This is a genomic window from Helicobacteraceae bacterium, from assembly GCA_031258155.1.
GTDB lineage: Bacteria > Campylobacterota > Campylobacteria > Campylobacterales > SZUA-545 > JAIRNH01.
In genome coordinates, this window is sequence record JAIRNH010000070.1 from 1 (window position 1) to 12085 (window position 12085).

At 51.7% G+C, this 12085-nt stretch carries 17 protein-coding genes; 2 read left to right on the top strand and 15 right to left on the bottom strand.

Annotation, left to right across the window (positions count from 1 at the left end; translation table 11 throughout):
- Window positions 1–461: 461 nt before the first annotated feature.
- The 7 genes from LBF86_09520 to LBF86_09550 form a co-directional block, all read right to left on the bottom strand.
- Window positions 462–875: a hypothetical protein gene (locus tag LBF86_09520; protein MDR0665736.1), complete on the bottom strand. Its 414-nt coding sequence runs from the start codon at window positions 873–875 to the stop codon at window positions 462–464.
- Window positions 872–1585 (bottom strand): DUF1266 domain-containing protein, encoded by a 714-nt coding sequence (locus LBF86_09525; GenBank protein MDR0665737.1) that lies wholly within the window; start codon window positions 1583–1585, stop codon window positions 872–874. Before LBF86_09525 ends, LBF86_09520 begins: the two co-directional genes overlap by 4 nt.
- An 83-nt stretch (window positions 1586–1668) precedes the next feature.
- Window positions 1669–2157, bottom strand: a complete 489-nt coding sequence (locus LBF86_09530; protein MDR0665738.1) for an SPOR domain-containing protein — start codon at window positions 2155–2157, stop codon at window positions 1669–1671.
- A gap of 49 nt (window positions 2158–2206) precedes the next feature.
- Window positions 2207–3217 (bottom strand): glycosyltransferase, encoded by a 1011-nt coding sequence (locus LBF86_09535; protein MDR0665739.1) that lies wholly within the window; start codon window positions 3215–3217, stop codon window positions 2207–2209.
- Window positions 3214–3858 (bottom strand): hypothetical protein, encoded by a 645-nt coding sequence (locus tag LBF86_09540; GenBank protein ID MDR0665740.1) that lies wholly within the window; start codon window positions 3856–3858, stop codon window positions 3214–3216. The genes LBF86_09535 and LBF86_09540 overlap by 4 nt, the downstream gene beginning before the upstream one ends.
- Complete coding sequence (tgt, locus tag LBF86_09545; GenBank protein ID MDR0665741.1) at window positions 3855–4988, bottom strand: tRNA guanosine(34) transglycosylase Tgt; 1134 nt, start codon at window positions 4986–4988, stop codon at window positions 3855–3857. Before tgt ends, LBF86_09540 begins: the two co-directional genes overlap by 4 nt.
- A complete protein-coding gene (locus LBF86_09550; GenBank protein ID MDR0665742.1) occupies window positions 4988–5587 on the bottom strand; it encodes a hypothetical protein in 600 nt (199 codons plus the stop codon). The genes tgt and LBF86_09550 overlap by 1 nt, the downstream gene beginning before the upstream one ends.
- A gap of 87 nt (window positions 5588–5674) precedes the next feature.
- Between LBF86_09550 and purM the strand changes: the two genes are divergently transcribed.
- Window positions 5675–6664, top strand: a complete 990-nt coding sequence (purM, locus tag LBF86_09555) for a phosphoribosylformylglycinamidine cyclo-ligase (protein MDR0665743.1) — start codon at window positions 5675–5677, stop codon at window positions 6662–6664.
- 156 nt (window positions 6665–6820) lie between these two features.
- Here purM and LBF86_09560 read toward each other — a convergent pair whose 3' ends face one another.
- Window positions 6821–7084 (bottom strand): hypothetical protein, encoded by a 264-nt coding sequence (locus LBF86_09560; protein MDR0665744.1) that lies wholly within the window; start codon window positions 7082–7084, stop codon window positions 6821–6823.
- Window positions 7085–7136: 52 nt separating this feature from the next.
- On the opposite strand from LBF86_09560, the gene LBF86_09565 reads away from it, so the two are divergent.
- A complete protein-coding gene (locus LBF86_09565; GenBank protein ID MDR0665745.1) occupies window positions 7137–7352 on the top strand; it encodes a cytochrome c in 216 nt (71 codons plus the stop codon).
- A 396-nt stretch (window positions 7353–7748) separates the two neighbouring features.
- Here LBF86_09565 and LBF86_09570 read toward each other — a convergent pair whose 3' ends face one another.
- The 7 genes from LBF86_09570 to LBF86_09600 all read right to left on the bottom strand — a co-directional run.
- Entirely contained in the window at window positions 7749–8348 is a 600-nt protein-coding gene (locus tag LBF86_09570) for a peroxiredoxin (protein ID MDR0665746.1), read from the bottom strand.
- A 195-nt stretch (window positions 8349–8543) separates the two neighbouring features.
- Window positions 8544–8849, bottom strand: a complete 306-nt coding sequence (locus LBF86_09575) for a hypothetical protein (GenBank protein ID MDR0665747.1) — start codon at window positions 8847–8849, stop codon at window positions 8544–8546.
- Between the two features lie 76 nt (window positions 8850–8925).
- Window positions 8926–9225, bottom strand: a complete 300-nt coding sequence (locus LBF86_09580; GenBank protein ID MDR0665748.1) for a DUF167 domain-containing protein — start codon at window positions 9223–9225, stop codon at window positions 8926–8928.
- Window positions 9215–10390, bottom strand: a complete 1176-nt coding sequence (locus LBF86_09585) for a 3-deoxy-D-manno-octulosonic acid transferase (GenBank protein MDR0665749.1) — start codon at window positions 10388–10390, stop codon at window positions 9215–9217. Before LBF86_09585 ends, LBF86_09580 begins: the two co-directional genes overlap by 11 nt.
- A gap of 20 nt (window positions 10391–10410) precedes the next feature.
- On the bottom strand, window positions 10411–11148 hold the full coding sequence (locus LBF86_09590) for a C4-type zinc ribbon domain-containing protein (GenBank protein MDR0665750.1): 738 nt from the start codon (window positions 11146–11148) through the stop codon (window positions 10411–10413).
- A complete protein-coding gene (locus LBF86_09595) occupies window positions 11145–11873 on the bottom strand; it encodes a Nif3-like dinuclear metal center hexameric protein (protein ID MDR0665751.1) in 729 nt (242 codons plus the stop codon). The genes LBF86_09590 and LBF86_09595 overlap by 4 nt, the downstream gene beginning before the upstream one ends.
- On the bottom strand, window positions 11870–12085 hold a 216-nt coding region (locus tag LBF86_09600; protein MDR0665752.1), incomplete at its 5' end, for a phosphate ABC transporter substrate-binding protein, PhoT family. The genes LBF86_09595 and LBF86_09600, both read right to left, overlap by 4 nt.

A 12085-nucleotide genomic window follows, 5' to 3' on the forward strand; every position in this document is an offset into this window, starting at 1 on the left:
TTTTTGACCTCCGATAACGGATTAAGGATCGATCCAAACTGAATGAGTTGCATTGCAACAATCTCCTTCCTGATGAAATCAAAATTAGCGAATGCTAGATCGTCTCCGCTTAAATTAGCTTTTCTTGCCCAGTAAAAGCAACACGCAACGTTTGCCCGACAAAAGGCAATCTCTCTTTTTCGGTTTGCGCGCAAGTAAAAGAGGCGTTTTGCCAAGCGTCGAGCAAAAACGTCTATTATATTACCGCCGAGCGCGTTTGTCGTTCCTAAAACGGCGAGAGGCAAAGAGAGGTTTTTATCGCGAGCATTCGCTTTGATCGCCTCGCGTTTATAGCGAGGCAAAAAAGGTTACGCATAAACGCCGCGTTTGCTTAAAGAGAGCGGGAAGCGGCGTTTTACATTGGTTTAAGCGATCTGGTTGTCTTTCGTCTATGCGCCCCGCGCGAAGCGTAAGATAGTCTCCTAGCGTATTTTAGCTCGCGCGTTTTGTCTCATATACGCGTCGATAATCTCATTGGCGCTCTTATACCCAACGCCCAAAACATTGACTTTCACGCCAGCTTCCTCAAAGGCTCGCTTGGCGTTTTTGCACGCCTTGGCGGTTACAAGAATGGAGCAGTCGCTTAGAATCGCGGTCATAACCTTAAGCTCTTCGCGTTTGCTCTCATAGCCGCACTCTTCTAGCGGATCGTCGCTTTCGTGTTCGCACCCCGCTTCGGCTTCAAGATTTACGCGCGGATTGGCGCGAAGAGCTTCTAACTCTATAGCGCGAAACGCGCCGTTTCCTACGACGCTAAATACGGCGAAATATGGCGCGTGTCCGGCGTTTGCGAAAACCCTTAAACTATCGTCGTGAACTGGCGCCGCGATTTTCATTTTTTCTCCTTATCGTTTTTAAGCGGCGAGGCGCTCCAACTATCGCTTTTTAGCGCGCTCTTTGCGATCGAATACAACAGGTTAAGTTTAGCCGCGCCGCTAACCAACGCCGCGCCTATTAAATATCCGTTCGCAAACTCGCGCCAATTATCATAGCGAGCAATCGTAGCGTCGTATGCGTTTTTTATAAGCGCCAACGCCGTTTCTTCTTTAATATAGCCCTTTTCTAGGGCGAAACGCGCCACTACGACCAGCCTGCTAGCGTCCCACGCCAAAATCCCTTTTTTCAGGGAGTTCTGATCGATTGGAAAGTCGGGGTGCGTTTTCTTGCGCGCAACGGCTTTTGCTAAGCGATCGGCGCGCGCGCTAAGAAGCGGCGCGCTTGCAGCGTATCGCGCCGCCGCCGCGTTTTGACGCTCGCGCCTATTGGCGTATTTTAACGCGAGAAGTAAAATATCGTCAAAAAAGGCGCGATCGCCGCTCTGCCTTAGCCAGTCTAGCGTAGAAACCGCGCTCGATCTGTCGCCGATTCCCCATTTTTTCAACTCCAGATCAAGCCGATTGGCGCTTAATCCCGTCGCCACGCCGTTTGCGAAGCCTCCGATCTCCTCGCAGTAGATAAGCCCGAGCGACAACGCTCTTGAGAGATCGTCGCTTGTTTGCGGCGCGTTGGGGTTTTTTCTAAACTCCCTACGCGCCGCTCTTTTCATAAACCGCCGCGCGTTTGGATTAGCATATACGCATAGAGCCGCGCTCGCGATAACGCAAACAAGAAGCAAGCCCCCGCTCATAGCTATTTGAAACGATCGGCTTTCGTTATAAACGCGTTGGGCTCGAACAATCTGACGTTGTAAAGCGCCTCTTCGGCTTGATTAACCGAAACGTAAGGTCCGACGGCTACGCGGTTTAGCTCCTTCGCAAATACTTTGGCGTCGTAGCCCCTCTCGATCAGCTTGCGGCTCAAATCCGCTGCGTTTTGCGGATTGGAAAACGCGCCGATCTGTATCCAAAACGAAGCCTCCGCTTGGTCGTCCGTTGGCGCCTGTTCAAAGATTGGCTCCGTTTGCGGCGCGCTAGCGCTCGCTTCGTCTCTATAGATCGGTTCTATAGACGGAAGCGGCGTTTTGGGCATAGTCAGCGGCGTTTTTGCGGGGAGTTGATCGTTGGGAAAACGGCTGTCAATCAGATACTCGTCCTCTTTTGCCCAAGCCTCCGACTTAATAAAGTTATCGGCAAACGAGAGATAGGCAAAACAAAACGATATAAAAAGCAGGCGGATCATCTGTTCTCCTTTGCGACATTTTACAGCATAATCGTCAAAAAATCCGCGTTTATCTCGCTCCCCTCGCGGCGGCGTTCCACGCGGCTCGCAACGCGGAGCGATCCGCGACTTTGTCGTTCGTTTCATGCGCGATAATGGTATTTAGCAAAACCGTTGGGTGCGGCTCGTCGTAGCAGTTGCGCGCGTTAGCAAGCTCGCTATCCGCGCTTAGCGTCGTAGCCGCCACGCTTACGCCGCAGGCGATCAAAGCCGTAGCTTTACGCGCGGTTCCGTTTGGCTTTAGCGAAGCTATTACGCCCACGTCAAGAGCGCAAATAACGCTTAGATCGTCTTTGGCGATCGTTTCGGCAAGCGCCACGCTGGCGATATTATACTGACGGCACAGCCACATAAACGGCTCGATCTGCGCGTCGTCGTCGGTTAGGGCGATCAGTTTAAGATTTTTGTGGTAACTGCTAGTTAGCGCCTCTATCAACAGTTTGTGTCCGCTATGCTCGCTAACGCCGCCCATAATGCCTATTAGCACGTTCTCTTCTCTTAAACCTAGCCTGGCGCGGACTTCGGCGCGATATTTTCGGCGATCGGACTCCTTGAGCGGATCAAGCCCGCCATAAACGACGAAAACGCGATCGCTTTTTACGCCGTAGCGTTCGATCAGATCGTTTTTTACCGCTTTGCTCGCGGCGATAACGCGCTTGGCTCTTTTAATCCAAGCGATCTTTTCGCCTATTTCGCAAACGGCGTTTATAAAGCCCGCGCCTTTTAACTGCGACGAGGCGCAAGGCGTTTCGCCGTAGCTAACGAGCAGATCGACTTTGAAACGGCTTTGCAACGCCTTAAACGTGGCTCGCTGGTGGAGATACGCCAACAAGCCGCTTTTTGCCGATAAGATCGTCTCTATCGGCGCCTTGGCGGCTTTGACCTCTCGCGCGATCGGCGAGTTTGCCGCCAGCGCGATCCTTACGTCGTGTCCGTCTTGCCGCAACGCGACGGCTACGTTTAGCGCGTGCCATACCGCGTCGTTATACTCGCGCTCAAAAAGCGCAAACAGAATGTTCATAAACCCTTTGCCAAAAACAGGAATTTTTTAAGCGCCTTAGCGGCTTTTTTATCGATTCGATATTCTAGCCTATTTAGATAAGCGCTAATCTCATCGACGGCTATTTCGCTCTTTTTAGCGCGATCTTGCAGGATAAATTGCGGAACGCGCCGCGTCATTCGGCGGAAAAACTGCTTTTCGATCCGCTTGATCAGGCGATCGCCCTTTGTGTAGCATAGCCTTGCGAACACAAACGGCGATTTGTGTCGTTTCTGCCACTCCAACGCCAGATCGATCGCCTTCGCGCCGCCTACAAAGAGCTTTAGCGCCTTGTCGCCGATCGCCACGCGCCCTTTAAGACCGAGCAGTTTAGCCAGCGCGTTGGAAGTTTCCGACTCCTCGTCGGCTCTAAAATCGCCCTCCAGCACAAGCACGCTTGTAACTTCGTTGTGCGCGATAAGACCGATATTCGCGCCCTTTTGCTTGCGGCTGCGGATACTAGAGATTATCCCCGCGTCGATCGCGCGCCGCTTATATAGGCGGTTAATCGCGCTTGGAGGTCCTTTTTTGAAGTTGCTCATCTGCAGAAGCCGCGGGTGATAGCGTTTCAAAAAAACGTAAAACGGCAGTAGATTAAGGTAGTCGATTCGTCCGAAAATCATCGTGTTCTTTTAGCATAAAAATCATTTTTGAAGCTCTCCCACTCGCTCTTTAGGATCGCCTCGCGCGCGCGGCGCATAAGGTTCAGGTAGTAGCGCAGATTGTGGAGCGTGGCTAGGCGGTAGTAGGTAAGCTCGCCCGATCTAAACAGGTGATTTAGATAGCCGAGCGAGAAGTTTTTACAGGTATAGCAGTCGCACGAGGGGTCGATCGGGGCGTTTTCAAGAGCGTGTTTTGATTGCTTGACGTTTATTTTGCCAAAACTTGTAAAAAGCGTCCCGTTGCGGGCGTTGCGCGTGGGCATTACGCAATCGAACATATCGATCCCGCGATCGATCCCCTCGATCAGGTTTTCGGGCGTTCCAACGCCCATAAGATAGCGGGGTTTGTCGTTTGGCAAAAGCGGCGCGGTAAAATCGATCGTTTGATACATCTCCTCCGCGCTTTCGCCCACGCTAAGCCCGCCGATCGCGAAGCCGTCGAAGCCAAAGCCGTTATACTCTAGCGCCGTCAGCTCCGCCGCGCTTTGGGCGCGAAAACGCCCGTTAGTCCCCCCTTGGACGATCGCAAAGAGGTTTTGCGTTAGCGCGACGCCGTTTTCTTGCGCCTTGCGGTGGTATTCGAGCGATTGGCGCGCCCACGCGCCGGTGCGATCGATCGACTCGCGTATGCGCTTAGGCTTTGCGGGCAGCGCGGGCAGATCGTCTAAAACCATCATAATATCGCTTCCTAGCGTATGCTGAACGGCTATTACCTTTTCGGGCGTGAAAAAATGAGCGCCGCCGTCGATATGGCTCCGAAACCGCACGCCCTCGTCGCTAATCTTCGCGCTTTTGAGACTGAAAGCCTGAAAGCCGCCGCTGTCGGTTAGGAATAATCCGCCAAATTTCGTCCAGCCGCGCAATTTTCCAAAACGCTCCGCCGCCTCCGCGCCCGGACGCAGATAGAGATGATATGTGTTAGCTAGGATAATTTGCGGGCGCAAAATCTCGTTTAGGTCGATCGCGTCCAGCGATTTGACCGCCCCCGCGGTGCCTACGGGCATGAAAACGGGCGTTTGGATCGATCCGTAAGCGCACTCGATCAGCCCCGCGCGGGCGGTTTTGCAGGTAGCCTCTAACGTAAAACGCATTAACTTTTTATCAATTCGTCAAACCGAGCGAGAATAAAAGGCGGGATCGCGAAAGCGGCGTTGTGCGTTTCCGTCGAGTAATAGCTCAGGTCGTCTAACATATCGGCTTTTTGCAATTTAAGGTCGGCGGTTGGGTGAAACCTGTCGGAGGCAAACACAAAACCGCTTACCGCCCCGTCTAGCGGCGCGAACGCGCTAAGGGCGCAGGGTATGACAAAGCGCCGCGATCGGTAGGCTTTCAGATGTTCCGCCTCCAACGCGCCGAAGGCTTTAAGCAAAACGCCGCGATCGGTTAGTTTCGCAAGCGCCGTTTTAGCCTCGTCGCCGTTTGGCTTTTGCGTTCTTAAATCGACGATTAAATCAAACCTATCCTCTAAATCTTGCGCGTTGATCGCGATCGAACCCGTTTTCCACGCTATATTTTGATCGTAAGTAAAATCCGCGCCGCGAAACGAGCAGATCGTTATGGCGACGTTGTGTTTAGCTATTTCGTCGATCAAAGTTTTGTCTATAACGTCGCCTAAAATAAGCGCCGATTTCGGCTCGTCGATAACGCACAGCGGTATATGCGCCGCTATCTCCGCAACAATTGTTTTCATAGTCATAGCGCCGATTTTAGCGCCGAGCGGTTGAAGCGGTTTTATTGACGCAAGGTTAAAATCGCCTCTTTAATTAAAGGCGCGATAATGGATTACAAACAGGCTGGAGTGGATATAGAGGCTGGAAACGCTTTTGTGGAGGCGATTAAACCGGTGGTGAAATCTACTTTTACAAGCGGCGTTTTAGGCTCGATCGGCTCGTTTTCGGGGGCTTTCAGACTGCCCGAAGGATATAAAAAGCCCGTGTTGCTCGGCGCAACGGACGGCGTGGGGACGAAACTAAGGCTGGCGATCGACGGCGGGATTTTGGGAAGCGTCGGCGTCGATCTAACGGCGATGTGCGTAAACGATCTGATATGCAATCGCGGCGAGCCGCTGTTTTTCTTGGACTACTACGCGACGGGCAAGCTCGACGCAAACGAAGCAAAAGCCGTCGTGGAGGGGATCGCCAAAGGGTGTATAGAAGCCGAATGCGCGCTTATCGGCGGCGAAACCGCCGAAATGCCCGGAATGTATGGCGCCAAAGATTTCGATCTGGCGGGATTTGCCGTCGGAATCGCCGAAGAAGACGAGATAACCAACCCGCCGCGCCTACAAGAGGGCGATACGCTGATCGCGCTACCAAGTAGCGGATTGCACAGCAACGGCTTTTCGCTGGCGCGAAAACTGCTATTTGAAAAACTTAACATGAAATTCGACGATCCTTTCGACGGCGCTACGCTGATCGAGGTTTTGCTAAAACCCACCGAAATATACGTTAAACGTTTCAAAGCGCACAAAACGCGCGTAAAAGCTCTGGCGCATATTACGGGCGGCGGCATCGTGGAAAATCTGCCGCGATCGCTAAGTCAAGGGCTTTGCGCCGTAGTGGAAAGCAAATCAATCAGATCGCAGGAGATTTTCAAGCTGATGAGCGGCTATGTCGCTAAAGAGGAGATGTTTAGAACCTTCAATATGGGCGTAGGCATGATATGGATTGTCGATAAAAACGACGCGGAGGCAATCGCCGCTTCCGTCGGCGGCTATATAATCGGGCGTTTAACGTCCGGCGATCGTTCGGTTAAGTTTGTCGGCTAAATCGCATTCTAGCCGCGTTAAACAAGTTTCGCCTTAGACGCTTTGCCGTCGCGAGGCTAATCGGCGCTCTATTTCGCGTAGGTTTTAGCGCGATCGTAAAGCGATTTTACGCTTGATTGGATCGGCTTAAAACCTTAGCTTTTAAGTTTCTTTTTATTATAATCCCGCTTGCAAAATCACAGAGGGACTTAAAATAATGAGCAGAAAAGTTGTAACGATGCGAGCCGTTTCGCTCGTAACCTCTCTAGTTATTGTCGCTTTGATTAGCGGCGGATGCGAAGACAAGTCGGCTGGATCGGCTACTAAATCGGCTACGCCGCCGCCCGCGACTACGACGCCGGCAACGCCTCCGCCTGCGACGACCACGCCGCCAGCGACTACCACGCCTCCGACGGCGACAACTCCGCCTGCGACGACCACGCCGCCCGCGGCGAGCGCTCAAAAAGACGGACCGACGCTTTTTAGATCGTGCGTGGCATGTCATGGTCCCAAAGCGGATAAATCTGGCATGAACAAAGGTCGCCCGCCTTCTACTATGACCAAAGAGGAGATCGTTACCGCGCTTAAAGGCTATAAAGCCGGCGCTAATAACGCCTATGGAATGGGCGCTCTGATGAAGGGCAATATGGCTCCGTTCAGCGAAAAAGATATAGAAACCGTAGCGGCGCATATCAAAACGCTCAAATAGACCTAGCCGCGAAGCCGTCTATCTAGGCGGTTTAGAGCGCCTTACATACGCAAAACCGTCCATAAAACGGACGGTTTATGCGTTCGCCTCGTATCCCCCGTTGGGCTGATTTTGACGGATCGAAACCGCGAAGCCTCTATTGCAAAATACGGTTAATCTATCTAACCGCTCGAAAAACCAACCGAGTTTTAGTTCGCGAAATATAAAAGCCGCGTTAATAGACGCGAATTAACCTTGCGAAAAGGCTGGAAAGACGGCGAGCCGCATAGTCGTAAAGCGTTACGAAGCAAAGAGGGGTTTTGTCGATAGATAAACGGCGGGAGAGGGGGAAGGTAAGGCAATCTCCCGCACGTTCATATTAAATTCTACAAAAACAGCGTGGCGTTTTTGTGATTATTATAGTTTCGAGACGTTTTTGGATAGGTAATCCGCTACGCCTTTATGATCGGCTTTCATGCCCTCTTCGCCTTTATGCCAACCGGCGGGGCATACTTCGCCGTGTTCGTTGGTAAATAGCACGGCGTCAACGACTCGCAGGGTTTCATCTACGTTGCGCCCGATCGGCAGATCGTTAATCGTCGCGTGCCGAATCGCCTTGTCTTTCGCGTCGATAACGAAAGTGGCTCTAAAAGCGACCGCTCCCGGATGTTCAACGTCGTAAGCTCTAACGATGGCGTGATTAACGTCCGCCACGATCGGAAACTGCACTTGACCGATACCGCCGCTATTAACGGGGGTATTTTTCCACGCCCAATGAACATGTTCGCTGTCGATTGAAACGCCTATCACGTTAAAACCGCGCTCTCTGAACTCTTTGACGCGCTTGTCAAAAGCGATAATCTCGGACGGGCAGACGAACGTAAAATCCATAGGCCAGAAAAACAGAACCGCGCCTTTGGGTCCTATATTCTTATATAGCTCAAAATCCGCGATCTCGCCGGAAGGTAAAACGGCTTTCGCCGTAAAGTTGGGGGCTTGCGTTGTTACAAGCGACATGATAGTCTCCTTCAATAAATTTTAACGTTGGCAGCTTAGCAAAAAAGCTCTTAAATAATAATAATTATAAATTGAAGCGCGATCGCGCTTTGCAAAACGCCTTCGAATAACGGCGCGATATAGCGAGCCGCGCGTCTAACGCCGCCGATTAAAATCCGACGCTTTAGCGGTAACCTGCTTGAACGGGGCGGAAAGTTAATCGTCAAATTTAACGGCGGCGGCGGCAACCCACATTTTTCTACCGTCGATAAGAACCTGCGCCGCGTCGATTTTTAGCGACCAAATATAAACTCTCGCCTCAAGCGTCCTAAAACACCGCCCCATCGCCAAATAACTCGCCATAGAGGCGCGGTCGCTTTTCGCGGCGAATTCAAAGGTATCCCTTAGCCACGCCTCGCGCGAGCAGGCGAAGTGATCTTTGCGCAACCAAACGACCGCCGGCGATTCGGCGGCGGCGCAAATAAACGCCGAAAGCATACAGATTAGAAATATTTTTTTCATCGCGGCTCCTTGGCGCAGGTTTTGGCGGTTGGGACGCGTCGCAACGCTTTTAGGGAACTTCTCTTGACTCTCATCGCTAATCCTTTGCGTAAATGTTGGCGATCTCCTCTAGCTTTTCTCGCGTTTGCGGCGAATCGGGCAAACGCAAAACCTTATGCCTGCCCGCCTCGCCGCGCGCGATCGCTATAGCGCCTTTTGCGATCTTAAACGTTTTTGCCATAAAAGCGATTAACGCCGCGTTTGCCTTGCCGTTTTCAGGCGCGGCGTTGATTTTTACCGCTAATTCGCCGTTTCGAACGCCTACGATCATATCTTTTTGCGCGTTCGGCGTCGCCTTGATTTTAAGCTCGATCGCGCCGGAAACGTTAGCAAACATAATTTAACGCCGCCTCGAACGCCTCGCGATCGACCGCGCCTTTAATTTTAGGTTTTGGCGCGCTCAACGCCTGCCTTAACGATTCGGCAAGACGCTCGCTAGAGGAAAAAATCACGCCGCTAATCTCCGCAAACAACGCTTTTTGATGAAAGATATGCTCGCCCGTTACAATCTTGCAACCAAAATGCGCCGGTTCTATAGGATTATGCCCGCCTTTTGGCGCAAAAGCGCCGCCCAGCGCGACAATATCCGCGATCGCATAGAGATCGATCAGCAGTCCCATAGCGTCGATCAGCGTTACTTGCGCGTCGCCCAGCGCGTTTAAATCGCTAAATCTTTCAACGCTAAGATCGCTCTCTTTGGCGATCTCCGAAATCTCTCTCCACGCCGCGTTAAAGCGATCAAAGTGGCGCGGGACGATAAAGAGCCTCCCTCCAATCGCGCTCCTAATCCACGCGCGCAAAATAAGCGCCTCCTCCCCTTCGTGCGTGCTGGCGGCGACGACCGAAAGAACCGAAGGTTTAGAAAAACCGCGCGTCGTTTGCGGAATCTGCAAGAGCTTGATATTGCCTAACGTTAGAACGTTTTTCGCGCCAAGCGCGATCAGCCTATCGCGATCGGCGTCGCTTTGCGCGTAAATAAAATCGATCCGTCCAAATACCCGCTTATAAAACCAGCGCAGGCGATTGTATCTTTTAAGTCTGTTCGCGGGGATACGCGCGTTGATAAGCGCGGTTGTGGCGCCGCGTTTTTTAGCGTAGGCAAACAACGAGAACCATAGCTCCGCGTCGAAAACGATCAGCGCGTCTTGCCGCCTAATCCAAAGCGGCATAAAGTTTTCAAACGGCAAGACGCGAATCGACTCGCCGCGATATAGCCTATTCGCCTCTTCGTAGCCGGCTTTAGTAGTTACGGATATGCAAAATCGCTTGTTTTGCCGCCGAATATACTCCACAATCGGCGCGATCGCCCTAACCTCGCCGAAGCTCGCGCAGTGTATCCAGACCCCTTTTTTTGAAAACGGCGCGCTGAAACCGCCGAAAGGAAGCGCTCTTAATAGCAAAAACGATCGCGCCTTGCTTGAAACGGCGGCGGCGAACGCCAAAAACGGCAGGCTTAGCGCCCAAACGACCCACGCCGTCAATATATAAAAAAAGTTAAACATCGAGCGCTCTTTAGCGTCGGTTACGCCGCGTCTTTTTTATCTTCCGACTTTTCGTCCTCTTTGACGTAAAGAATGCAACCGCAACTTGGGCAAGTTACGATCTCTTGAGAGGCGATCACCTCGCTATAGACTTTATCGCTAATTTTCATAAAGCAACCGTAGCAGGCTTGTTTTTTAACGGGAACAACTACGCGATCGCCCGCCCAGCGACGGATTTTCGCGTAAAATCCAAATACCTTCTGCGGAATCTCCGCGACGAGCTTATCTCGCTCTGCGACTACCGCGTCGCGCCTTTTGCCTAACTCGGCTAACGCGTCGGCGTTCTGCTTTCTCGACTCGCCGACTTGCGACTCTATTTCAATAATGCGCGTTTTAAGTTTGTCAATCCGCGCTTTTTGATCGCCTTCGTCTTTTTGTATTCTTGCGATCTCCTCATTGATAAAAGTTACCTGTTCGCGCGCTATGTCCTCCTCTAGCGAAAGCGCCTTGACTTCGCGCTCGCTTTTCAGATCGCCGCTTTTTTTCGCGTGTTGAGCGAGCTTGACCGACTGCTCGGCTAAATGCGCCTCGTGCTTGGCGATTTTGGCGCGGTTTTCAACGATAATGGACTCCGTTTCCTCGATCTGCCGTTTGGCGCGGTTTTGCTCGTCCAACAGCGCGTTTAACGCGCCGTTGATACGCTCCTCTTCGGGCAGAAAATCGTCGATTGTCTTATCCAGATCGCTAAGATCGATCAGTTGTCTTAAGTGTTTGTTCATCGTATCCCGTCGGAAAATGGATTTTGCGAAGGCGCGATTATAGCGTTTATGCCCTTTTCTTCCAGCGCCAAACGTAGCGCCTCGCCAAAAAACCGCTCCGTTTCATAGTGTCCCGCGTCGATAACGCCGATTCCAAGCGTTCTTGCTTTGATCGCGTCGTGATACTTCAGATCGCCCGCGATCAAAATATCGCACTCGATCTCGCCGATCAAACCGCCGCCGCTTCCGCAACAAAACGCGATCTTGTAGCGATCGCGTTTCGCGGGCTGGACGATCGATCTAACGCCGCCAAAAGCGGTTTTCGCAAGCTCTATAATTTGCTCAAAACTAAGCCGCGTCTCGTGAAAGCAGGCGAAGCCCTCGCAGGAAAACTCGCGCCAGCCTAAAATCTCGCGCGCGACAAATCGATTTAGACTGCTTTTATCAAAGTTTGTGTGCATAGCGATTAGCGTCGCGTTTTTCATGATCAAATCGCGGATTAGTAGCGCGGGATATTGGGCGAAATTAAGCGACTTTAACGGCGAAAAAATTAGCGGGTGATGAGCGATCAACGCCGCGCCGTTTGGCAGAGCATCTATAACTTTCTTATCCGCTTCCAAAGAGAGATATATTTGCGATATTTTAGCGTCGAGATCGCCTATTATTAAACCGCTATTATCCCAAACCTCCTGCGTATCAAAGGGAGAGATCAGATCGCATATATTTAGCAGTTCCTTAACGATCATCGGCTATCTTTTATTGGAACATATCCGCCGTCCTCGATCAACGCCTGACCTTGATCGCTTAAAAACCAATCGATCAGTTTTTGCGCGTTTTGACTTATATCGTTCTTTTTGCCGACGATATAAAACTCTTCGATTAGCGGATACGATCCGTTTTGTATATTCTCGATCGTAGGCTCCACGCCGTTAATCGCTAATAGGCGCACGCCTTCGGC

What these genes read in the sequence shown, in the direction of transcription:
- LBF86_09595 (MDR0665751.1), bottom strand. Translation starts at nt 11,873, where the DNA reads ATGATCGTTAAGGAACTGCTAAATATATGCGATCTGATCTCTCCCTTT.
- LBF86_09550 (MDR0665742.1), bottom strand. Translation starts at nt 5,587, where the DNA reads ATGAAAACAATTGTTGCGGAGATAGCGGCGCATATACCGCTGTGCGTT.
- LBF86_09520 (MDR0665736.1), bottom strand. Translation starts at nt 875, where the DNA reads ATGAAAATCGCGGCGCCAGTTCACGACGATAGTTTAAGGGTTTTCGCA.
- LBF86_09530 (MDR0665738.1), bottom strand. Translation starts at nt 2,157, where the DNA reads ATGATCCGCCTGCTTTTTATATCGTTTTGTTTTGCCTATCTCTCGTTT.
- LBF86_09580 (MDR0665748.1), bottom strand. Translation starts at nt 9,225, where the DNA reads ATGTTTGCTAACGTTTCCGGCGCGATCGAGCTTAAAATCAAGGCGACG.
- LBF86_09535 (MDR0665739.1), bottom strand. Translation starts at nt 3,217, where the DNA reads ATGAACATTCTGTTTGCGCTTTTTGAGCGCGAGTATAACGACGCGGTA.
- LBF86_09590 (MDR0665750.1), bottom strand. Translation starts at nt 11,148, where the DNA reads ATGAACAAACACTTAAGACAACTGATCGATCTTAGCGATCTGGATAAG.
- LBF86_09525 (MDR0665737.1), bottom strand. Translation starts at nt 1,585, where the DNA reads ATGAAAAGAGCGGCGCGTAGGGAGTTTAGAAAAAACCCCAACGCGCCG.
- LBF86_09585 (MDR0665749.1), bottom strand. Translation starts at nt 10,390, where the DNA reads ATGTTTAACTTTTTTTATATATTGACGGCGTGGGTCGTTTGGGCGCTA.
- LBF86_09570 (MDR0665746.1), bottom strand. Translation starts at nt 8,348, where the DNA reads ATGTCGCTTGTAACAACGCAAGCCCCCAACTTTACGGCGAAAGCCGTT.
- tgt (MDR0665741.1), bottom strand. Translation starts at nt 4,988, where the DNA reads ATGCGTTTTACGTTAGAGGCTACCTGCAAAACCGCCCGCGCGGGGCTG.
- LBF86_09540 (MDR0665740.1), bottom strand. Translation starts at nt 3,858, where the DNA reads ATGATTTTCGGACGAATCGACTACCTTAATCTACTGCCGTTTTACGTT.
- purM (MDR0665743.1), top strand. Translation starts at nt 5,675, where the DNA reads ATGGATTACAAACAGGCTGGAGTGGATATAGAGGCTGGAAACGCTTTT.
- LBF86_09575 (MDR0665747.1), bottom strand. Translation starts at nt 8,849, where the DNA reads ATGAAAAAAATATTTCTAATCTGTATGCTTTCGGCGTTTATTTGCGCC.